This is a genomic window from Pseudomonas sp. GW821-FHT07F05 (assembly GCF_059418765.1).
This window is the reverse complement of the sequence record NZ_JBWKQL010000010.1, coordinates 101589-123919: the sequence shown is the minus strand read 5'-3', so window position 1 is coordinate 123919 and position 22331 is coordinate 101589. Positions and strand designations below refer to the sequence as shown.

General features: G+C 60.5%; 22 protein-coding genes. 9 read left to right on the top strand and 13 right to left on the bottom strand.

Going from position 1 to position 22331, the window contains the following annotated elements; translation table 11 throughout:
- Positions 1-29 precede the first annotated feature (29 nt).
- From purU to AC07RO_RS19875, 4 genes are all read left to right on the top strand, one after another.
- The gene (purU, locus tag AC07RO_RS19890; RefSeq protein ID WP_122536486.1) at positions 30-887 is read left to right on the top strand and encodes a formyltetrahydrofolate deformylase; all 858 of its coding nucleotides are present in this window, start codon (positions 30-32) and stop codon (positions 885-887) included.
- 119 nt (positions 888-1006) lie between these two features.
- Positions 1007-2206, top strand: a complete 1200-nt coding sequence (gene fdhA, locus AC07RO_RS19885; protein ID WP_495086873.1) for a formaldehyde dehydrogenase, glutathione-independent — start codon at positions 1007-1009, stop codon at positions 2204-2206.
- A 309-nt stretch (positions 2207-2515) separates the two neighbouring features.
- Entirely contained in the window at positions 2516-2983 is a 468-nt protein-coding gene (locus AC07RO_RS19880) for a DUF1190 domain-containing protein (RefSeq protein WP_495086872.1), read from the top strand.
- Between the two features lie 87 nt (positions 2984-3070).
- Positions 3071-3634 carry a DUF2780 domain-containing protein gene (locus tag AC07RO_RS19875; RefSeq protein ID WP_192173164.1) on the top strand — a complete coding sequence of 188 codons (564 nt, stop codon included), beginning with the start codon at positions 3071-3073 and terminating at the stop codon, positions 3632-3634.
- 50 nt (positions 3635-3684) lie between these two features.
- Here AC07RO_RS19875 and yihG read toward each other — a convergent pair whose 3' ends face one another.
- Positions 3685-4572 (bottom strand): 1-acylglycerol-3-phosphate O-acyltransferase, YihG family, encoded by an 888-nt coding sequence (gene yihG, locus AC07RO_RS19870; RefSeq protein WP_495086871.1) that lies wholly within the window; start codon positions 4570-4572, stop codon positions 3685-3687.
- A gap of 223 nt (positions 4573-4795) precedes the next feature.
- On the opposite strand from yihG, the gene rloA2 reads away from it, so the two are divergent.
- From rloA2 to creD, 4 genes are all read left to right on the top strand, one after another.
- Positions 4796-5296: a retropepsin-like aspartic peptidase RloA2 gene (gene rloA2 / locus AC07RO_RS19865; RefSeq protein ID WP_495086870.1), complete on the top strand. Its 501-nt coding sequence runs from the start codon at positions 4796-4798 to the stop codon at positions 5294-5296.
- Positions 5297-5355: 59 nt separating this feature from the next.
- The gene (creB, locus tag AC07RO_RS19860) at positions 5356-6036 is read left to right on the top strand and encodes a two-component system response regulator CreB (protein ID WP_495086869.1); all 681 of its coding nucleotides are present in this window, start codon (positions 5356-5358) and stop codon (positions 6034-6036) included.
- Entirely contained in the window at positions 6036-7466 is a 1431-nt protein-coding gene (gene creC / locus AC07RO_RS19855; protein WP_495086868.1) for a two-component system sensor histidine kinase CreC, read from the top strand. Before creB ends, creC begins: the two co-directional genes overlap by 1 nt.
- 142 nt (positions 7467-7608) lie before the next feature.
- Positions 7609-8985, top strand: a complete 1377-nt coding sequence (gene creD / locus AC07RO_RS19850) for a cell envelope integrity protein CreD (RefSeq protein ID WP_495086867.1) — start codon at positions 7609-7611, stop codon at positions 8983-8985.
- Between the two features lie 182 nt (positions 8986-9167).
- Here the strand turns inward: creD and AC07RO_RS19845 are convergent, their stop codons facing one another.
- From AC07RO_RS19845 to AC07RO_RS19790, 12 genes are all read right to left on the bottom strand, one after another.
- Positions 9168-9797, bottom strand: coding sequence for a glutathione S-transferase family protein (locus tag AC07RO_RS19845; RefSeq protein ID WP_192173159.1), 630 nt, complete (start codon positions 9795-9797; stop codon positions 9168-9170).
- A gap of 106 nt (positions 9798-9903) precedes the next feature.
- Entirely contained in the window at positions 9904-11217 is a 1314-nt protein-coding gene (locus AC07RO_RS19840) for an MFS transporter (protein WP_282368314.1), read from the bottom strand.
- Between the two features lie 327 nt (positions 11218-11544).
- Positions 11545-11805 carry a hypothetical protein gene (locus tag AC07RO_RS19835; protein WP_192173157.1) on the bottom strand — a complete coding sequence of 87 codons (261 nt, stop codon included), beginning with the start codon at positions 11803-11805 and terminating at the stop codon, positions 11545-11547.
- Positions 11806-12294, bottom strand: coding sequence for a hypothetical protein (locus AC07RO_RS19830; RefSeq protein WP_192173156.1), 489 nt, complete (start codon positions 12292-12294; stop codon positions 11806-11808).
- A gap of 14 nt (positions 12295-12308) precedes the next feature.
- Positions 12309-12797 (bottom strand): Hcp family type VI secretion system effector, encoded by a 489-nt coding sequence (locus tag AC07RO_RS19825; protein ID WP_192173155.1) that lies wholly within the window; start codon positions 12795-12797, stop codon positions 12309-12311.
- A gap of 281 nt (positions 12798-13078) precedes the next feature.
- Positions 13079-13270, bottom strand: a complete 192-nt coding sequence (locus AC07RO_RS19820) for a hypothetical protein (protein WP_074886829.1) — start codon at positions 13268-13270, stop codon at positions 13079-13081.
- Positions 13267-14406 carry a PepSY-associated TM helix domain-containing protein gene (locus tag AC07RO_RS19815; RefSeq protein ID WP_192173154.1) on the bottom strand — a complete coding sequence of 380 codons (1140 nt, stop codon included), beginning with the start codon at positions 14404-14406 and terminating at the stop codon, positions 13267-13269. The genes AC07RO_RS19820 and AC07RO_RS19815 overlap by 4 nt, the downstream gene beginning before the upstream one ends.
- Before the next feature lie 81 nt (positions 14407-14487).
- On the bottom strand, positions 14488-16923 hold the full coding sequence (locus tag AC07RO_RS19810; RefSeq protein WP_346630971.1) for a TonB-dependent siderophore receptor: 2436 nt from the start codon (positions 16921-16923) through the stop codon (positions 14488-14490).
- A gap of 311 nt (positions 16924-17234) precedes the next feature.
- Positions 17235-18227, bottom strand: coding sequence for a FecR family protein (locus AC07RO_RS19805; protein ID WP_346627189.1), 993 nt, complete (start codon positions 18225-18227; stop codon positions 17235-17237).
- The gene (locus AC07RO_RS19800) at positions 18224-18742 is read right to left on the bottom strand and encodes an RNA polymerase sigma factor (RefSeq protein WP_346630972.1); all 519 of its coding nucleotides are present in this window, start codon (positions 18740-18742) and stop codon (positions 18224-18226) included. Before AC07RO_RS19800 ends, AC07RO_RS19805 begins: the two co-directional genes overlap by 4 nt.
- 159 nt (positions 18743-18901) lie before the next feature.
- Positions 18902-19621 carry a 3'-5' exonuclease gene (locus AC07RO_RS19795; protein WP_346627187.1) on the bottom strand — a complete coding sequence of 240 codons (720 nt, stop codon included), beginning with the start codon at positions 19619-19621 and terminating at the stop codon, positions 18902-18904.
- Between the two features lie 10 nt (positions 19622-19631).
- Positions 19632-21566: a putative nucleotidyltransferase substrate binding domain-containing protein gene (locus AC07RO_RS19790; protein WP_346630973.1), complete on the bottom strand. Its 1935-nt coding sequence runs from the start codon at positions 21564-21566 to the stop codon at positions 19632-19634.
- A 233-nt stretch (positions 21567-21799) separates the two neighbouring features.
- On the opposite strand from AC07RO_RS19790, the gene AC07RO_RS19785 reads away from it, so the two are divergent.
- Complete coding sequence (locus tag AC07RO_RS19785) at positions 21800-22246, top strand: response regulator (protein WP_163022123.1); 447 nt, start codon at positions 21800-21802, stop codon at positions 22244-22246.
- The last annotated feature ends 85 nt before the right edge of the window (positions 22247-22331 follow it).

Here is a 22331-nt window from a genome sequence, read left to right as displayed (position 1 = left end):
CAGGGCGTGGGAACGATCAAGGAATACCTATGAGCCGCGCCCCCGATACCTGGATTCTGACCGCCGACTGCCCCAGCGTGCTGGGCACGGTGGACGCGGTGACGCGTTACCTCTTTGAGCAGGGCTGCTACGTCACCGAGCACCATTCGTTCGATGACCGGCTGTCCAGCCGCTTCTTTATTCGCGTCGAGTTCCGCCAGCCGGAGGGATTTGACGAGTCGTCTTTCCGTGCCGGCCTGGCCGAGCGCGGCGAATCCTTCGGCATGATCTTCGAGCTCACGGCCCCGAATTACCGCCCGAAAGTGGTGATCATGGTCTCCAAAGCCGACCACTGCCTGAACGATCTGCTCTACCGCCAGCGCATCAATCAGCTGTCCATGGACGTGGTTGCTGTCGTCTCCAATCACCCGGACCTCGAACCACTGGCGCGCTGGCACGACATTCCCTACTACCATTTCCCCCTCGACCCCAACGACAAACCGGCCCAGGAAGCGCGGGTGATGAAGGTGATCGAAGACACCGGCGCCGAACTGGTGGTGCTTGCCCGCTACATGCAGGTCCTGTCGCCGGAGCTGTGCCGCAAGCTGGATGGCAAGGCGATCAATATTCATCACTCGCTGCTGCCAGGCTTCAAGGGCGCCAAGCCCTATCACCAGGCGTACAACAAGGGTGTGAAACTGGTCGGCGCGACGGCCCATTACATCAACAACGACCTCGACGAAGGGCCGATCATCGCCCAGGGCGTCGAAGTGGTCGACCACAGTCACTATCCCGAAGACCTGATCGCCAAGGGCCGCGACATCGAAGGCCTGACCCTGGCACGCGCGGTGGGTTACCACATTGAGCGCCGGGTGTTTCTCAACGCCAACAGGACGGTGGTGCTGTAGGTGGTAGCTTCAAGCTTCAAGCCGCAAGAAAAGGCGGTGTTCACACTTCTTGCGGCTTGTAGCTTGCCGCTCGAAACCCGATCCACTCTCTATCCAACAATAAATAAAGAGGTGATGGCATGTCTGGTAATCGTGGTGTGGTGTATCTCGGCGCAGGCAAGGTCGAAGTACAGAAAATCGACTATCCCAAGATGCAGGACCCGCGCGGCAAGAAGATCGAGCACGGGGTGATCTTGCGCGTGGTTTCCACCAACATTTGTGGTTCCGATCAACACATGGTGCGTGGCCGAACGACGGCCCAGGTTGGCCTCGTACTGGGTCACGAAATCACCGGTGAAGTGATCGAGAAGGGCAGCGACGTCGAGAATCTCAAGATCGGCGATCTGGTGTCCGTGCCGTTCAACGTCGCCTGCGGCCGTTGCCGCTCCTGCAAAGAACAACACACCGGCGTCTGCCTGACCGTTAACCCGGCCCGTGCCGGCGGTGCCTACGGTTACGTCGACATGGGCGACTGGACCGGCGGGCAGGCCGAATACGTGCTCGTGCCCTACGCCGACTTTAACCTGCTCAAGCTTCCCGATCGCGACAAGGCGATGTCGAAGATCCGCGACCTGACCTGCCTTTCCGACATCCTGCCGACCGGCTACCACGGCGCAGTGACTGCCGGCGTTGGCCCTGGCAGCTCGGTGTACATCGCCGGCGCCGGTCCCGTGGGGCTTGCCGCTGCCGCATCAGCACGCTTGCTGGGCGCTGCAGTTGTGATCGTCGGTGACGTCAACCCGGTGCGTCTGGCGCACGCCAAGGCGCAGGGTTTTGAGATCGCCGACCTGTCCCAAGACACCCCGCTGCACGAGCAAATCGCCGATCTGCTGGGTGAGCCCGAAGTGGACTGCGCCGTCGACGCTGTGGGCTTTGAAGCGCGGGGTCATGGCCATACGGGCGCCAAGGCCGAGGCACCGGCCACCGTACTCAACTCGCTGATGGGCGTGGTTCGTGTCGCTGGCAAGATCGGCATTCCCGGCCTTTACGTAACGGAAGACCCGGGCGCCGTAGACGCTGCCGCCAAGGTGGGCGCGCTGAGCATTCGTTTCGGCCTGGGCTGGGCGAAATCCCACAGCTTCCACACCGGCCAGACACCGGTCATGAAGTACAACCGTCAACTGATGCAGGCCATCATGTGGGACCGCATCAACATCGCCGATGTGGTGGGCGTGGAAGTCATCAGCCTCGACGATGCCCCGCGCGGTTATGGCGAGTTCGATGCCGGTGTGCCGAAGAAATTCGTCATCGATCCGCACAAACTGTTCAGTGCCGCGTGATCCTCTGACGCTCACAAAAGGCGACCTTCGGGTCGCTTTTTTTATGTCCGACGTAGGGCTCTAACCCGACATTTGTAGGGCGTTTCTGAAAATGGTTGAGGAGCGCTTGAATTGCGTTCCTGCTTGTTTCAGCTGCCTTTTCTCCGTGCTATTTGTCCGGCCGGTTTTTCAGGTGGCGGGTCATGCATGGTTGTCAGGTGGGTTAGAACATCGATTCATTTCCTCGTCGCAACGCCGCTGCTCTGGCTGCCGGCGACGTTGGCAAGCGCTCACCTGGAGCCCTTTTCGTCGGGCTGGGCTTCCTCGGAAATGTTCTTTGAAAATCCGAATGCCTGCATCTGGGCCGGGGTCGACCCGCCGGTCTGCGAGGCAGGATACCGCGCTGCTTACCGACAGCATGTGCGAGTGGCGCCGACCTACCGTGAGCTGGCGGACTGCGAGGCGGACTTCACCCCGGGTGAGTGTTTCGCTGGCGACGTGTCCCGGCTCTGGTCGCCCTGGCTGTCCGGTTTCGCGATCATCACCCAGGTTCAGCTGACATCCACCGGGGGTAGCCCCGACTCCCAGGTGCGCCTCTTCAGTGAACCGCTCTATCGCGGCGCCGATCATCAGGGCGGCACGCGCTTGATCAGCCTGCGCGAGAAGCTTAACAACGGCGAGCATTTCGATAAGGCATTCATTCGCCACCGGGTCCTGCAGGCGGGTTCGACGGCTGCGAATCAACGGCTGGCGCGGACCTTCGAGCCGCAGCGGTTGTTTTATGTCAGCAAACCCTGAGGCCCTGCGCGGAACTTCCCTTCGAGGGGCGGTCCAACGCGTGTTTACCCGGCCATGGCCGGTCTCCCGGCAGACGAGGTTGTTGCGATGAAAGTTTCACTGAAAAACGTACGCGGTGCTGCGCTGGCGAGCCTGATGGCGCTGGCAGCCACGCCGGTCTTCGCTTTCAATCTGAATGACGCGGCCAATGCTGTTGCCAATGCCACCGGCGGCCAGCAAAAGGCAACCGCCGCGCCTGAAGCAGCCGGGCTGTTGAACACGCTGGGCACCCAGTTGAACGTCACACCGGAGCAAGCGGTTGGCGGGACTGGCGCCTTGTTGGGGCTGGCCAAAAACAAGCTCGCCGGCAACGACTATTCGCAACTGAGCAAATCAGTGCCTGGCCTCGACCAGCTGGCCGGCACATCAGCCCTTGGTAGCCTGAGTGGTCTGGGCGGACTGTTGGGTAATTCCGGGAGCAGCAACTCTGCTCTGGATAGCGCACTGGGCAACGTGCAGAGCATGGGCGACGTGAACAAGGCGTTCAGCGCGCTGGGCATGAACAGCAGCATGGTCAGCCAGTTCGTGCCGGTGATTCTGCAATACCTCGGTCAGCAAGGCGCCGGTGGTTCGGCGTTGCAGGCGCTGAGTGGCGTCTGGGGCGCCAAGTAATTGAGTTGCCGCGCCCCTGCAAAAGGGGCGCTTGTTGCCAAGAAGTGGTGCTAGGAAATCAGGCCGCGTAGCTCGGCAATTCGCGCATCCTTCTCTTCCCAAAGCCTGTTGACCCAGTCCTGCACGTACACGCGGAACACCCGGTCATTCTCGTAATCGCCCTGCCACAGCGCAGGGTCGAGTTCGCGGGTCTTGATGTCGACGATCACCCGCGGCACGCGTCCTGATAGCAAGTCCCAGAACCCCGGGATGCGCTCGCTGGGATACACGACCGTCACATCGAGCACCGCGTCCAGTTGCTCACCCATCGCCGCCAGCACAAATGCGACGCCGCCCGCCTTGGGCTTGAGCAAGTAACGATAGGGCGAAGCCTGCTCGGCTTTCTTGGCCGGGGTAAAGCGCGTCCCCTCCAGGTAATTCACCACCGTCACCGGCTGACGTTTGAACAGTTCGCACGCCTCGCGGGTGATTTCCAGATCCTTACCCTTGAGCTCGGGATGCCTGGCCAGAAACGCTTTCGTGTAGCGCTTCATGAACGGGTAATCGAGCGCCCACCACGCCAGCCCCAGGAACGGCACCCAGATCAGCTCTTTCTTGAGGAAGAATTTGAAGAACGGCGTACGTCGATTCAGCGCCTGCACCAGCGCCGGGATGTCGACCCAGGACTGGTGGTTGCCGATGACCAGGTAGGACGTGTCGCCACGCAGGCCTTCGTCGCCGCGGATTTCCCACTGGGTCGGCAGGCAAATTTTGAAAATCAGCTTGTTGATCTCACACCAGGTCTCGGCGATCCACATCACCGCTGCCGAGCAGTTGTCGCGCATCTCACTCTGGAACACCAACTTGAGCAGAGCAAAGACCATCAGCGGGCCGATCAGCACCAGCGTATTGAGCAGAAGCAGCAGCGTGACGGCAATTCCGGTGAGCAGGTGACGCATAAGGCACTCGCGGTCGACAGGGTGGCGCGCAATGATAAGCAGGCCGGGCGCCTGGCGCAAAATCCCCGGCGATACCGACGAATGTTTCACGCCGTTTTCGGTACGCTTCCCATTGCCTGCACCGCGACTGCCCGGTGCTGCAGTTCCGGGCGCGAACCATCGGCAAAGTTATGGTCTAAACCGGGCACGCCCGACCGCTCATCCATCACGAGGAAAATGTGACGTGAAATCCCTTCTGGCGCTTATGTCTTTGCTGGCGTTGCCTGTCATGGCTGCCGAACCGACGTTGTACGGCCGTTACGAATACATTCAGGTCTCGGAGATCGGCGAGACGTTCAAAGCCAAAATGGACACCGGCGCGTTGACCGCATCGCTGTCGGCCAAGGACATCGAACTGTTCAAGCGCGATGGCGATGACTGGGTGCGCTTCCGTCTGGCGACCAAAGACGCCGACAGCAAAGTGTACGAGCACAAGGTTTCGCGCATCAGCCGAATCAAGGGCCGTTCCGAAGGCGACGATGAAGAAGAACCGGCTGACCCGACCAAGCGCCCGGTCGTGGACCTCGAACTGTGCCTGGGCAACGTCAAGCGTACCGTTGAGGTCAACCTCGTCGACCGCAGCCACTTCAACTATCCCTTACTGATTGGCGCCAAGGCCCTGCGCGAATTCGGCGCGGCGGTTAACCCGGCCCGTCGGTATACGGCCGAGAAGCCTGAGTGCTGATTGACGCGCGGGACTGATATCCGGCACCGTTCCGGCTTTACGCCACGTGCTCGGATGCCATGCCCCACATTCTCATTGTCGAAGATGAAGCCGCCATCGCCGATACCCTCATCTATGCCCTGCAGGGCGAGGGTTTCACCACCGCATGGCTAACGCTGGGACAGGCGGCCGTCGACCTGCAACGCGAGACGCCCGCCGACCTCATCATCCTCGACATCGGCCTGCCCGATATCAGCGGCTTCGAAGCCTGCAAACAACTGCGTCGGTTTACCGAGGTGCCGGTGATGTTTCTGAGCGCCCGTGATGGTGAAATTGATCGCGTGGTGGGGCTGGAAATTGGCGCGGATGACTACGTCGTCAAGCCGTTCAGCCCGCGTGAAGTCACTGCACGGGTCAAGGCGATCCTCAAACGAATCGCGCCTCGAGTCGACGCAAATTCCCCCACCGGCCACTTTTCGGTGGATGCCCAGCGCGTGCTGATCAGCTATCGCGGCCAGCCCATGAGCCTGACGCGGCACGAGTTTCGCCTGTTGCGCTGTCTGCTGGAGCAACCAGGACGGGTGTTTAGCCGAGAGCAGTTACTCGATGCGGTCGGCGTTGCCAGCGATGCCGGCTACGAGCGCAGCATCGACAGCCACATCAAAAGCGTCCGCGCCAAGTTGAGGGCGATCGTCGCCGAGGCCGAGCCGATTCAGACCCATCGCGGGCTCGGCTACAGCTACAGCCCGGATCACAGCTGATGCGGCTGGGCCTGCGGATTTTTCTGGTCTATGCCCTGTTCATTGGCCTGACGGGGTATTTCGTCCTCAACACGGTGATGAAAGAGGTGCGCCCCGGCGTTCGGCAATCCACGGAAGAGACGCTGGTGGACACCGCAAACCTTCTTGCCGAGGTGCTGCAGGCCGACGTTAAAGCGGGCACCTTGAGCCAGAGCCGCTTTCCGCAAGTGCTCACGGCCTATGGATTACGACAGCCGGACGCGAAGATCTGGGGCATGCCAAAGAATCAGGTCAATAACCGCGTGTATGTGACCGACGCCCACGGCATTGTTTTGCTCGACTCCAGCGGAGAAGCTGTGGGGCAGGATTATTCACGCTGGAATGATGTGTTTCTCACCTTGCGTGGCCAATATGGCGCGCGCTCGACCCGCAGCGATCCTCAGGACCCTAACTCATCGGTCATGCACGTGGGCGCGCCGATTCGCGACGGTGACCGCATCATCGGTGTCGTGACCGTGGCCAAACCCAATAGCTCGCTGCAGCCTTACGTGGACCGGACAGAGCGGCGTCTGCTGTATTACGGCGCGGGGCTGATCGTTCTGGGGTTGATGTTCGCTGCGTTGCTGTCGTGGTGGGTGAGCAGCGCGCTGCGTCGATTGACCGAATACGCCCAGGCCGTGAGCGAAGGGCGCCGCGTCGAGCTGCCCCGGTATCGAGGCGGCGAGCTGGCGCAGTTGTCTGCAGCCGTCGAGCACATGCGCACACAGCTGGAAGGCAAGGACTACGTCGAGCGCTATGTGCATACCCTCACCCATGAACTGAAAAGCCCCCTTGCTGCGATCCGCGGCGCTGCCGAGCTGTTGCAGGGCGACATGCCCGTCGATCAGCGGCAGCGCTTCGTCAGCAACATCGATAACGAAAGCGCGCGCGTCCAGCAGTTGATCGAACGGCTGCTGAATCTGGCCATGGTCGAACAACGCCAGGGACTGGAAGAGCGCGTCCTGGTGCCACTTCCCGGGCTGGTCGAGGACACGCTGGCGGCGCAGGCCGCGCGCATCGAGCGCAAGGGTTTGATCGTCGAACGGCTGATTACGGCTGAGGTGTTTGTGACCGGGGAGCGCTTTCTGTTGCGCCAGGCGTTCTCCAATTTGCTCGACAACGCGCTGGACTTCACGCCAGACGGAGGCACGTTGCGCTTCAGCGCCGAGCGGGAGGGCGAGCGCGTGAACGTGCTGTTTTTCAACAGCGCCGACCCCATTCCCGAATACGCGCTGCCTCGCCTGAGCGAGCGCTTCTATTCCTTGCCCAGGCCCGACAGTGGCCGCAAGAGCACTGGCCTTGGGCTCAACTTCGTTGAAGAAGTGATGCAGTTGCATGGAGGAGAAATGCAGATACGGAATGTTGCAGGCGGGGTGATGGTGGTGTTGCAGCTGCGAGTATCGCTGCGATAAAACAAGCCGGTCCGTTAACGTTGTAGATCTGGAGATGCAAGGGTTTCATCGTCCGAAACACTCCACACAATCTCCACATTTCGCCCACGACTGCTCCACACAGACTTTTCAGAATCTCCCCATCAAAAACCGGGAGAGTTCGATGAACAAGGGCATGTCGATTTACAAGGTGGGAATGATCGGTCTGTTGATACTGGCGCTGATGATCCCGTTGATGATGATCAATGGCCTTATCCAGGATCGACAGAGCAGGCGCGACGAAGTGGTCGAAGACATCGCGCGCAGCTCCAGTTACAGCCAGCACATCAGCGGGCCGCTATTGATCGTGCCGTATCGCAAGTTGACCCGGATCTGGAAGCTCAACGCGGAGTCGCGCGAGCGCTATCAGGAAACGGTTGAGGAAAAGGGCCGCTTGTACTTCCTTCCCGAACGCTTTGAACTGGATGGCAAGGTCCAGACCGAAGTGCGTTCGCGCGGCATTTACGAGGCTCGCCTTTATCACGCCGATAACACGCTGAGTGGGCAGTTCGTGCTGCCCGAGCACTTTGGCCTGGGCAATGATTTCGAGAACTACCGGTTCGATGCCCCTTTTCTTGCTGTCGGCATTACAGATATTCGTGGCATCGAAAGTGCGCTGAAGCTTGATCTCAATGGCGAACAACTGGACTTCGTTCCAGGTACCGACGTGGCGCTGTTGGGGGAGGGCGTGAGCGTCGTGCTGCCGCTGGAAACCGGCGTCGAGCAGAAGCGCCTGAATTTCGCGTTCGATCTTCGTCTGCAGGGCACTGGACAGTTGCAGATCACGCCCGTGGGCAAATCGAGTGTTGTACGGGTGGCGGCTGACTGGCCGCATCCGAGCTTCATTGGCAACTACCTGCCCGCCAGTCGCGACGTTTCCGGGCAGGGCTTCACCGCCAATTGGCAGACTTCTTTCTTCGCAACCAATCTGCAGGAAATTCTCAACCGCTGTTCATCCAGCGAAGTGTGTACCGAGTTCGCCGGTCGCAGTTTCGGCGTGAGCTTCATATCGCCGGTCGACCAGTACCTCAAGAGTGATCGCTCGATCAAATATGCGCTGCTCTTCATCACGCTCACCTTCGCGGGCTTCCTGCTGTTCGAAGTGCTCAAAGGGCTGGCGGTCCACCCGGTGCAATACGCTCTGGTCGGTGCGTCGCTGGCGTTGTTCTATCTGCTGCTGTTGTCGCTGTCCGAACATGTGGGCTTCACGCTCGCGTACCTGGTGTCGGCCAGTGCCTGTGTGGGGCTAATCGGGTTCTACGTCTGCCATGTGCTGGGCAGCGTTCGTCACGGACTGTCATTCGGCGTGGCGCTGGGAATCCTGTATGCATTGCTTTACGGCCTGCTCGGTGCCGAAGACTACGCCTTGCTGATGGGCGCGTTGTTACTGTTCGGAGTGCTCGGCGTGTTCATGGTGCTGACGCGCAAGCTGGACTGGTATGCGCTGGCGCAACGTCCCGCAAAACCTGCCGCGCTGGTGGTCGAGGCGAGTCATGAGTAGTCGGGTGGGACTGCGCGAAGACCAGCAGATCGGGCACGGGCTTGCAGTGGAGATAGCGAACTGGCTGCGGACCGACGAAGGCCGATTCCTTCGCGGTCCGACGGCGCAGCCCTCACCGAGGCGGACCGATTCGCGTCGCGCGAATGAATCCGACCTCGTTGATACCTGTGATTTGAAAGCAATCAGGCGGGCGGCTGGGTTTCCAGCATCGATGGCCGCTGACTGACTTCGTAATACCAGTTCGCCAATCGCGGGTAGCTGCTGCGCCAGCCCAGATTTGGCTGGCGGAAATCCAGATAGCCCAGCGCACAGGCCACGCTGATCGACGCCACGTCGAAATGCGTACTCAGTTCAGTGACGGCTTCGGCTTCGAAGTAGGCCAGCGTGCGAGCGATTTTCTCTTGCTGGGCGTCGAGCCATTCCGCCCAGTGTTTCTCCTCGGGCCGCAGGAAGGTCTCGTACCGGATGAGCAGCGCAGCGTCCATGAGGGCATCGGCCAGTGACGCGAGCGTCAATCGCCGCCAGCGCGCCGAGCCTTCTTTGGGAATGAGAGGGTTGCCGACGTGCTGTTGATCCAGGTATTCGAGAATGACCCGGCTGTCATGGATCACGTTGTCGTCAGCCAGGCACAGCGCCGGAATCTTCCCGCACGGATTGTCGCGGCAGACTTCGGCGTCGGGGCTGACGGGGGTGAGCGCAACCGCTTTGAGACTGACCCGGCTTGCCTGTCCGGTTTCATGAAGCAGGATCAGCACCTTGCGCGCGAAGGGTGAAGCGGCGTTGTAATGCAGCGTCATGCTGGGCGCAGACATGGATATTCCTCTGATCGACCTGGCCCTCCAGACTAGTGAGGGCAAGGACGCTGTGCAATATCCGGATGATATGCCGGGCCGATTTGCGACGGCCCGGACCTGAATGTCAGACCGTCGGGACCCCGTCTGCCGAGTCTGCCGATGCCGTTCCGGATTGCGCCGAAGGTGTGCCGGTCAACAGCGGCTTGGCGACAAACCAGATGATCGTGGCGGCGACGAGATCGAAAGCGGCCAGGGCCACAAACAGCGGGCTGTAGCCAACCTTGGTGACCATGATCCCGAGCACCAGCGTGAACAGAGCCGCGCCCAGAAACCCGAACATGCCACCCAGGCCGGTTGCCGTACCCACTTCGTTCTTGCCGAAAGAGTCCGACGTGATGGCGTACAACGCGCCTGACAGCGTCTGGTGCGCAAAACCGCCAGCGCACAGCAGCGCGATGGCGACGTAAGGGCTGTCCACCAGACCGATGCAGCCAGGGCCGATCATGCACAGCGAACCGAACACCATCACCATCTTGCGCGACGTCAGCAGCGAGACGTTGAAGTGCTTGTAAAAGAACGGGCTCAGGTAACCGCCCAACACGCAGCCAATGTCGGCGGCTAGAAACGGCAGCCAGGCAAACATCGCGATTTCCTTGATGTTCATGTGGCGTTCGGTCATCAGGTACAGCGGAATCCACGCGTTGAACGTCTGCCAGGCCGGCTCCGACAGCATGCGTGCCGAAGCGATTGCGTAGAAATTGCGGGTGCCGACGATCTTCTTCCAGCTGGCGTGCTTGGTCGGCGCGTCCTTCAGGTGGGATTCCTGACCGGCAAGAATGTAATCGCGTTCCTCATCGCCCAGCAGACGCTGATTGCGCGGGTGCTTGTAGAAGAACAGCCAGCCTGCGCTCCACAGCAGACCCAGCCCGCCGACGATGACGAACGCGATCTGCCAGCCGCTGTGCAGGATCGCCCAGACCACGAGGGGAGGGGCCAGCAACGCGCCGATCGACGAACCGATGTTGAACCAGCCGATGGCGACCGAGCGTTCTTTGGCCGGAAACCATTCAGTGGTCGCTTTGATCGCCGCAGGAAAACCCGCCGCTTCAGTGATGCCCAGCAAGCTGCGCAGGAACGCCAGACTCTGCCAGCCGGTGGCCATGGCCGCCGATGCGCACGCCACCGACCAGGCAATGGCGAAAACCGCGAAGCCGATTTTGGTCCCGATGGCGTCGATCACGTAGCCGGCAACCGGCTGCATGAAGGCATAGCCCATCTGCCACGCGATGACGACGTGCGAGTACTGTTCGGTGGAAATGTTCAGCTCGCTCATCATGGTGGGAGCGGCGACGGAGAGGGTGTTGCGCGCGAGGTAGTTGACGATCAGTCCGCCGGTTATCAGCGCGACCATCCACCAACGGATGCCTTTGATTTTCATCGAGTCCACTCTGGGTATTGTTTTTATTTAGCGGCGATCGTTATACGTCGTCGTATGACTGGATTTAGTCAAACGCACGTTTTGTTGTCAATTGAAATACCCGTAAATCGCGATTGTATTTCTTTATGTAACTGGATTGTCACCGGCGGGGCTGGGTTTTGGGGTGATCGATTGCCTATGGAGGCGTGAGATTCGGAGGCAGAACGCGGGCCAGCCGGATGTGTAAATGGCGGGAGGTCATGTGATGACTAGGATGGCGGAACGTGCTTGCCCCGCGCGAGGAGGAGCGTGGGACGAGCCAGTTGGTGGGTGAGGCAATGCGATTCGCTACTTTGGCTCGTCGTCACGCCACCAGTTGTCGCCCAGTAATCCCAACCCTACATAGAGCAGGCCTTCGAGCAATATTTCATAATCAAGAAACTGCTCATCTTCAATTGCTTCCGCTCTCACGACCCAAGGGACGACGTAAGCAAACCAAAAGACGATGATGGCGAGGCCAAGCACCCACTGATAGCGCCATCGTCTTGTGACTCGACAGGCGCTCCAGATGGCAGCCGCGACGATGACTAACGAGATATAAAACGCCATCTAGCCATCACCGTTGTTTTTAAGCAGCAATGCTGACGAGGATCTCTGAGGGCCAATACCTCCCGCAACTTGTGCGTCGATACTGACTATTACATCACCGACGTGGTAGGTCGGAATTCCTTGTTTGGCCTTCCCTCCTGAGAACATACCCGCCATCCCTCCTACTATCGGACCGAACACCTCTGTAACAGCTTTGCCGCTCAGCGAGGATATGGCGCCACCCACTCTCACTCGTTGATCATTTAATAGATCGGCAGTATTCCGGCTCAGGCGATTAGACACCGCAAGCACCATCCGGCAAGGCCGCCCCTGTGCAAGCATTCGCTCGTAGGTTTCTTCAATCAACCGGATGACCTCAAAATGACCCTTGGTTATTTCCGGTAGGTTGATCGTTCTCAACGATGCGGCATCGTCCGGCTGCACGGTGAAGTGAATAAGCGTAAACACGACACCGTAATGGCCGACATGTTGGGTACGTTCGAAGTCCATGACATGTCCCTCGCTCAGCAATATTGCTTATTGCCGATCCTGTCCCATCCGCCGGTTACGCTGCCGGCCGCGCGCCCGTCGTTTCTGTTTTGCAGGGTGTAGGTCGAGCGGATACGGCCGTAATTGAGCTGGATGAGTTCGGTGGGAATGCCGTCGTTGGCGAGTTGGTTGTATTCGGCAATGATCACTTCTTCAAGGATGATTTCGTAGAACTTCATTTTGTCGCCCCCTGCACGGTGTACGGAAAGCTTCACTTCCTTGAAGTGCTCTCCGGCGCAGTTGGCTGCCATCAGTTTGCAGCTCGACTTGTCGAGCATCTTGGTCAGCGTCAGGTTGCTGAGCGTGGTACGCCCGGAAGTCGCGCCGCCTGCCGTGCTGGCTGTAACGGACGCGCTCTGGTAGGTGCCGAACGAATATCCGGTGATTTCAATCCAGTCTTTGCACTGCTCATCCAGTGCTTCGCCAGCAATGCCTTCAATCTTCAAAAATGCGTCGAGCGCCATGGTGGGTCTTCCCGATGGATAGTGTGGATGCCCTGCCAGGGCGGAATATCGATTATCGGGAGGGTGACTCGCAGGGGAGGCCAGCGTGGGAGTCGGAGCGTGTAGGACGCTTAGTGTTGTTGCGAGGGAAGTTTCTTACGGACTTGTTCGACTTATAACCAAGGGAGGCCAGGCAGGATGCAATGTTTTACTGCGGATGCGCGCGCCCCTGCCATCGTCAAAGCAAACCGGTTCATTGGGTACGGTTCGATGTCAATCATGCAGAAGCGGGGTTCGGCGGATCAAACCCGCTTGCGCGCCATCAATCCTTTGCAGCTGTACCAGGTCGGAATGGCCATGCCCACCCAGGCGAGTACATCCCACGCGCCGTCGCCGAGCAGCGCGGCGAACAGGCCGACTGCGGTCAGCAGGGCGATCCAGCCGGGCGTGCCGAAGGTCTTCCAGAACGCCGAATGCTTCTTGTGCCGGGTCATGCGACTTCTGCCTCGACTGCGACGTTCTTGGCCGCAGCGACTGTGGCGCGACGTCGAACCCACCACAGGTACAAGCCACTGCCGAGGACGATGATCGTCAGCACATCCAGCGCGGCCCAGAGGATTTTCATCGGCATGCCGCCGTAGTCGCCGAAGTGCAGCGGTTGCGACAGCAGCAGGGCGTCCATGTACCACGGGCGTCCCAGTGTTGCGGTGACGTGCAGGTCCTGAGCGTCGATCAGGACAGGGGTCAGCAGGTGGGACGTCAGGTGCGTGTCGCCTTTCATGAAGACCGCGTAGTGATGCTCGCTGGAAAAGCGCGAGCCGGGAAAGGCAATGAAGCTCGGCTCGGCGCCGGGGACAGTGGCTTTGGAAATGTCGATCAATCGGGTCGCCGGTGCGCGTTCGGCCAGGGGCGGGGCGTCCTTGTACGGCGCGATCATGGTCATCAACGCGTCGGTGCGCCATTGCGCGATCACCAGATCGGCGCAGGCGTTGAGCACGCCAGTCAGGCCGACGACCACGGCCCAGGTCAGCGTGACGACGCCGATCAGGTTGTGCAGGTCCAGCCAACGCACCCGCTTGGATTTATTCGGGCGCACTGTGGCGAAATCCAGCCGGCGCATGAAGGGCGCATACAACACGACGCCGGACACGATCGCCATGACAAACAGCAGTCCCATGAATGCCAGCAACAGCTTGCCCGGCAGCCCCGCGTACATGTCCACGTGCAGGCGCAGCATGATCATCATGAAACCGCCATTGGCGCTCGGCGTTTCCATCGCCTCGCCGGTGCGCGCGTCGAGCATGAAACTGTGGGATTCGTTCGGGTCGCCGCCCGCAGTCTTGCCCATGATGGCGTACACGCCGTTGGGGTCATCGTCGTCCCAGCCGAAATACTGCATCACGTCGCCGGGGCGATGGGCCTCGGCTGAGCGGACCAGTTGTTCAAGGTCCAGATGCGGCGTGCCGGCGGGCATTTCCTTGAATTCCGGCGCGTCGCCCGTCAGGTGAGCGATCTCGTGACTGAAGATCAGCGGCAAGCCAGTGATCGCCAGCATCAGCAGGAATGCCGTACAGATCAGGCTGGTCCACGTATGGATGAAAGACCAGCGGCGGATGGTTTGGCTTTTCATGTGGAAATCCGGAGTCAGCGAAAGCAACAAAGGCCGCTGTGTGGGAGCGGCCCTTGTTTCAGGTAATGAGAGTTTAAACGATTACCATTTGTAGTCTACGCTCGCGAGCACCGTACGACGGTCACCGTAGTAGCAATAGAAGCCGTCGCAGGTGGAAATGTATTCCTTGTCGAAGACGTTGTTGGCGTTGACCGACACGCTCACACCCTTGAGCGAGTTGGTCATGCGGCCAAGGTCGTAATGCACGGCGGCGTCGTAGACGGTGTAAGCGTTGCTGTGGCCGTAGTTGGAATCGGCGACGAAACCGTAACTGCCGATTGCAATATTGTCGGTCTCGCCAATGTAGCGCGCGCCGAAGCCCAGGCCGAAACCGTCGAGCACGCCGTTGTGCCAGGTGTAATCACCCCAGATCGCCGCCTGGTTTTCCGGCGTCAGTGGCAGCGGACGATTCTTGTCCAGCGGGTCGGTGACCTTGGTCATCTTGCTGTTGGCGTATGTGTAGGACGCCGTCACTTTCAGGTTGTCGGTGACATCGCCTACCGCTTCAAGCTCGAAGCCGCGCACTTTTGCCTCGCCCAGAGGACGCTGCACGCCGAGTGTGTCACTGAGCACGATGTCGCGGCGGGTCAGGTCGTAAGCGGCTGCGGTGAAGATGATGTTGCTGCCCGGCGGCTGGTATTTGAGGCCCACTTCATACTGCTTGCCCGTCCCCGGCTGGAACGCCACGCCATTGGCGCCGCCTTGTTCGGCCTGGAAAGACTCGGCGTAGGAAATGTACGGCGTGAAGCCGGAATCGAAGACGTAGCTGAGCGCGGCGTTGCCGGTGAACGCGCTGTCGGTGCGGTCGTCGGACTGGTCACTGTTGTAGAACTTCGATTCGGTCTTGAGCAGGTCCTGGCGGCCGCCCAGGGTCAGACGCCAGTTATCCAGGGCCAGTTGGTCCTGAATGTAGACGCCGACGTCCTGGGTTTTCTGGTTGTAGTCCTGAAACGCGGTGTAATCGACGTTGCTGAAGTCCTGCCCGTAAATCGGCTTGGCGATGTTGCTGGTCGGCGCGTTGCCGTACTGCCACTTGTAGTTGTGGTTCACGCGCTGGTAGTCGAGCCCCAGCAACACGGTGTGTTTGAGTGCGCCCGTGTCGAAGTCGGCTTGCAGATTGTTGTCCAGCGCGAACTGGGAAATGTCCTCGTTCACGACGTTGGCGCCGCGAGCAACGGTGCCATCGTCGGACACCGAGCCGAAGTAACCGCCTGCCGTGATCCCCTGAAAGGACAGGTCACTCTTGGTGTAGCGGACGTTCTGCTTGAACTGCCACACGTCATTCAGACGGTGCTCGAACGCATAGCCCAGCGCGTAATAGGTTTTGTCGTAGAACTCCCAGTCCGGATCACCGAGGTTTTCGTGGTACTTCACGCGCCCCACGGCCGACGGGTATTTGGTGCCCTGAATCGGCAGGAACTGGCTGGTGATGCCGGTATCGTCGCGGTTGAACTGGCTGAGGAAAGTCAGCTTGGTGTCCGGGTCGATGTTCCAGGTCAGGCTCGGCGCGATGTTGTAACGCTTGTCGTCGATGTGGTCCACCGAGGTGCCGCTGTCACGCACGACGCCGCTGACGCGGTACTCGAAATTGTCGGCGTCGTCGATCTTGCCGGTGCTGTCGAAGCTGATCTGCTTGCGGTTGTAAGTACCGACCTGAACCTGCACTTCGTGGCTGGCTTCCGCTTCGGGGCGACGACTGACCATGTCGAGCATGCCGCCCGGCGGGGTCTGACCGTAAACCGAAGAGGCCGGGCCACGCAGGAGGGCGATGCGCTCCAGGTCCCACGTCTCCATCTTCGGCATGACGTAGGCGCCTTTTGGCAGCGGCAGGCCGTCGAGGAACTGGGTGGGTTCGAAGCCGCGGACTTTCAGCCACTCGGCCCGGCTGTCGCTGCCGTAACTGCTGGCGACCACGCCTGGCATGTAGCGAACGGCGTCGTCGATGTTCTGTACCGCGCGATCCTGCATCTGCTGCCGGGTCGCGACCGAGATCGAGCGCGGTGCTTCGACCAGTGCAGTATCGGTTTTGGTGCCCGCTGCGGTGCGACTCGCGGCGTATCCCTGCGCCGGCCCCCACGCGCTTTCGAAACTTTCCTGACTGCCTTGAATGCTGGTCGCCGGTAACGCCATCGCCCCTTCAGGCGCAGCCACCAGCGTGTAGGTCCCCGCCGTGGTCAGATTCAACTGCAAGCCGGTGCCACGCAGCGCCTGGCCCATCGCGCCTGATGCGTCGAATTGACCCTGAACCGGCGCCGACGTGCGGCCCGCGGCCAGTGCCGGATCCAGCGACAGGGCCAGGCCTGCCTGACTGGCGATCTGCGTCAGCGTCGTGGACAACGGCGCGGCCGGCAGATCGTAGGCGCGAACGCTGGAAGCCTGAGAAGCGGCCATCAGCGGCGCACTGAGCATCGGTGCGGCAATGGCGACGGCGATAGCCAGCAGGCTCGGTCGCAGGAGGGTTTGAAGCGTGCGGGACATGAACGGCACCTCGATGGAAATGGTTCTCAATGCCTATGTGCCGAACGAGATCTGGAAAGTGATAGGGCCGGGCGAAAATAATTGCGCAGGCGCTAAGTAGGCCGTGATCAATGACCCTGGGTGAAAGTTACCCTTTGCCAGACAGCGGCGCTTTCGCGCATCAAATATGGTCCATGTGGGAGCGAGCTTGCTCGCGAAGACGGTGTTTCAGCTACGGAAGATTTAGCGGATGTACTGACTTCTTCGCGAGCAAGCTCACTCCCACAAGTTCTGTGGCCTGGCGATCGCATGCATCCAAGAGGGCAGCCGATTTACAGCGCCGTCGCCGGCTTCTTGTCGCTGCCGACCACCGTCACCCACCACTGCGTCCGCGCCTCGATCTGCACCGGCAGCGTGGGCGTCAGTGCCTTGAGCGCCAGATCCGTGTTGGTCAGCGGGAAGCTGCCGGTAATGCGCAGGTCGGCGACGTCCTTCGCCACGCCGAGATGGCCCTGACGATAACGGGCAAGCTCCGCGACCACGTCTCCCAGGCGGGCGTTGTCGACCACCAGCATGCCGCGCATCCAGGCGCCGGTGCCGGGCGCAAGGGCAAGCATGGGACCGAGGCTGTTGCGATGAATCAACATCTGCTGCCCTTCGCGCAGCACTAATTCGTGGCTGGAAGCCTGCGGATGAGCGGCGACGGCTGACTGCAGCACGCTCAACAGCGTGCCGTCAGTCTGCCGCTTGACCAGAAACTGCGTGCCCAAGGCACGCATCTGTCCTTCGGGGGTTTCGACGATGAACGGACGCGTGTCGTTGTGGCTCCCGGTTTCCACAAAGATTTCGCCTTCCTGAAGCACGATCCGTCGCTGTGTGGCGTCGAATCGCACGTCCAGCGCGGTGTGAGTGTTGAGCCGGATCAGGGTGTTATCCGACAGGCGAATGGTGCGCTGCTCGCCGGTGGCGGTGCGCAGATCCGCCAGCCAGTAATCCACCGGCAGCAGTCGATTTCCCAGAAAAACCGTCAAGCCCAGCGCCAGCGCGACCCCTGCCACCCCGCGGCCCAGCTTGCGCAACCGCAAGCCCATGCCATCACGGGAACGCAAAAGCGCTGAACGTGCCGGGCCAGTGGTCCCGGCGAAACGCTGATCGACCATGCCCAACTGCATCCAGGCGCGGGCATGTTCGTCGCTGGCGGCGTACCACTTGGCGAACTCTTCGCGCTCGACCTCACTGCCCCGGCCGCAGTCCAGGCACAGTTGCCAGGCGATGGCGGCGTCCAGCACATGGGACGAAACAGGTCGGGTGGACAGGCGGCTCATGTTGGCTCGCCATACAACGCGATGTAGCACTGGCGCAAACCCTGGGCCAGATACTGACGCACGCGGGGCACCGAGACGCCGAGCTTTGTGGCGATCTCCGCGTGGGGCATGCCGTCCAGGCGGTTGTACAAAAAGGCAGCGCGCGCCTTGCTGGACAGCTTGCCCAACAGGCGATCGATGGCTTTGAGGTCTTCGAGAATCAGCTGCTGTTCTTCAAGCGAAGGTTGTTCGCCTTCGGGAATCAGCATCAGCTCGTCCAGATACGCTTGTTCCAGCGCGGCCCGACGAAAGTGGTCGAACAACAAGCCCTTCGCGATCGAGACCAGAAAGGCCCGGGGCTCGCGGGGTTCAAGCAATTGCTCGCGGCCGAGCAGGCGAATGAACGTGTCCTGGCTAAGGTCTTCGGCGCGATGGGGGCAGGCCACGTTGCGTCTCAGCCAGCCCAGCAGCCAGCCGCGATGGTCGCGATAGAGCGTTCCGACGAGCTGCTGCTGGGGACTTTGAAGTGACGACACAAGCGCACCAAGGAGAACAAAGGGGCTAACGAGAATTGTTCGCGATTGTGTCAGAGCCGCCCAATGCTGGCAATTGGTCCTTGTAGGAAGAAGCCGAACGGTTGATGTACGAATCGACCATTGGATTTGTGAGGCGAGACGGGATCTAGAGGTGAAACGCTAAAACGAATGCGATTGCTGCTGCCGTCGCCATTTCGCCACGCCTTGCTCCAGCTGTGCCGGGGTTTCGATCCCTTGTCGCTTGGCGTGACTGAACAGGATCATCGCGAGTTCGGCGGTTACCAAGGCATCGGCGCTGGCGTGATGGCGCTCTTCGGCGTGGAGCCCGAAGAATCGAGTCCAGTCGTCCAGGCCTGCCTGACGCAAATTCGCGTTCGGGCAGACGAAAGGCGCAATGTGAGCGACATCAATAAAAGGGTGCAGCAGGCGATAGCCGAGGCTTTCCTTTAATGCGCGGCCCAGCATGTGCTCGTCGAACGCCGCATGGAACGCCAGCAGCGGGCTGTCGCCCACGAACGCCATGAAATCCAGCAGTGCGTCCACCGGCTCGCTCCCTGCGGCGATCGCGCTGGGCCCCAGCCCGTGAATCAACACGCTCGGGCTGAGTTTGTGATCGCTGCGCATCAGCGTGCGCTCGAATTGCTGCCCCAGATCGATCGCACCGTCTTCGATGACCACTGCGCCGATCGACAGCACCTCGTCCCGCTGCAGATTCAGCCCACTTGTTTCAAGATCCACCACCACCCAGCGTTGCTGGCGCAGCGTGTTCTGATCCAACGCGCCCGGGCCGGGCAGGGCGCGCAGGCGCTGTTGCTGTTCAGGCGTGAGCTCAGGAGCAACGGTGCGTTTGGGTCGCTTGAGCCATTGGAACAAATTCATGATCAGTCGCTTACAGTTGGTAGCGCACGGTGAGGCTGGTCTGCAGCCGCTGCGCCTGACGGAACGACTCACGCAGAATGCGTCGGTCCAAATGATTGAGCACATCCGGGTCGATGCGATTGGAGTAGGGCAGGTTTTGCCGGTTCTGCTGCTGATGCTGTTGCATGCGGGTTTGCTGAATGAAGTGGTAGGCCTCTTCATACGCCGCACCGTCCAGCGGGTCGATAACCTCTTTGGCCACCAGCTGACGCAGCCTTTCCAGGGTGTTGCAGGCTTCGACGCCGTTGGCCAGCGCCAGCAATCTCGCCCCGTCGACGAATGGCGTCAGGCCTTGGGTTTTCAGATCCAGCGTATCTTTTTCACTGCCTTTGCGGGCGACCACGAAATCCTTGAAACGGCCCACCGGCGGCCGTTGACGCAGGGCGTTGTCGGCCATCATGCGCTGAAACAACGCGTTGTCTGCCACCTGGGCAAGAATGCTCTGCCGCAATTGATCGCCGCCGCTTTCATCGCCCCAGACCACGCGTAGATCGAAATAGATGGAAGACGACAGCAGGTTCTCCGGCGTGGCTTCGCGGATGAACGAGCCGAAGCGCCGCGCCCACTCGATGCGCGACAGGCACAGCTGCGGATTGCTCGCCATGATCCCGCCCTTGCACAGCGCGAATCCGCATACGGCCAGGCTTTGATTGATCCGCTCGGCGAGGGGCAGCAACCGGCCGCGAATCTCGGCGGCCTCGGCGGCGTCCCTGGCTTCGAACAGAATGCCGTTGTCCTGATCGGTGTACAGCGTCTGCTCGCGGCGGCCCTCGCTGCCAAAGCAAAGCCAGCTGAAAGCGATGCCGGGATCGCCTTTGTCTTCCAGCGTAAGTTCGATGACGCGACAGACCATGTGGTCGTTGAGCAGCGTGATGATCTGAGTGATCTGCGTGGACGAGGCACCGTGGGCGAGCATGCGGTCCACCAGTTGAACGATGTCGCCGCGCAGGTTGGCCAGCGAATCGATGCGCGGCGCGCTGCGGATGGTGCGCGCCAGATGCACCAGGTCCACGCGCTGCAGCGAGAACAGGTCGCGCTCGGAGACCACGCCACACAGGCGCTGATCCTTGACCAGACAAACGTGGGCGATATGCCGCTGGGTCATGGCAATGGCGGCATCGAAGGCGCTGGCGTCCGGGGTCAGGTAAAAAGGCGCCTGAATCATGCTGCGCTCGATGGGCGCGCCGAAGTCGGCATCGACGTTTGCGACGACCTGGCGCAGATCGCGCAGCGTGAAAATCCCCAGCGGCGCCTTGGCCTCGTCCACGATGACAATACTGCCGACCTGCTGCTCGTCCATCTGGCGCACGGCCTCCCGCAGCGGCGTGTCGGGGGAGCAGGTCACCGGGTGACGCATCGCCAGTTCACCCAGTCGCGTATTCAGTGAGTATTGCGTGCCGAGTGTTTCCACCGCCTTCTGCTTTACTTGCTGATTCACCTGATCGAGCAGGCTGCTGACACCGCGCAGAGCGAAGTCGCGGAACTCATTGGAGAGCCCGAACAGCTTGATGAAGGCTTGCTTGTTCAGCTGCAGGCAGAAGGTGTCTTCGGCCGCCAGATGCTCGGTTCGCGTGGCGCGTTCGCCGAGCAGCGCTGCGAGGGGAAAGCACTCGCCGGTGGTGATTTCGAACGTGGTCTCGGTGCCGCCTTTTGCCGAATGGGGGCGCTCGCCTACTACGCGGCCTTGTTTGACGATGTAAAAATGTTCTACTGGCCCATCGCTAGGCTTGATGATGCTCTCGTCTGTAGCGTAGAAACGCAGGTGACACTGTTCCACAAGGTAGGCCAAGTGGGCGTTTTCCATCTGGTTGAATGGCGGGAATTTTTGCAGGAACTGCATCGTGCCGTGGATGTTCTGCAGAACGGCCGTTTTGCCTGCCTGGGTAAAAGCGTCCGCTTTGCTCATGACCGATACCGCTTGTTTTTATTGACCCCATGGTCGACCGCTTATCGGGCAGTGCCCATTGGACGTAAGTCTTAGGTGACTGCGAAGGCGTTGAATCGCATCGAACCAAGGTGTAATACCGCAGCGATGCAGTTAGCGCGAGGCTCAAGGGCCCGGCATGAAGCCGACAGGATGTGCAGCGTATCTATCGCTTGCGCTGTCAGAATTGGAGTCGACAGGAAGATGAGACGGGTATGTTCGATCACAGTATTTTGAGTGATGAAGAGCGCGAAGCCCTCAATGAGGTGATGCTCGCGCCTGCGTCCCAATCGCCACAACGGGTGTTGATCGTCGATGACGACAAGGATGCTCGGGAAGTTCTGGCCGAAATTCTCAGTCTCAATGACATCAGCTGCATCACCGCCGCCGGCGGCACCAGCGCCATGCACTTGCTGCAGACCCGGCCGTCCATTGCGCTGCTGATCACCGATCTGCGCATGGCGCCGTGCGACGGGCTGGATCTGATCCGTCGGGTTCGCGAATCGGACCGTGCGGAGTTGCCGATCATTATCGTGTCCGGCGACGCCAACGTACGCGACGCCATCGATGCCATGCACCTGAGCGTGGTGGATTTTCTGCTCAAGCCGATCAACACCAAGCAGCTGTTGCGACTGGTGAAGCGGGAACTGGAAATGGCCTGATAACGCCGCCTTCGGGCTGCGTTGAAGCAATGAAAGTTGTGCAATAAAAAAGGCGGTGTCCATTTACGTGGACACCGCCTTTTTG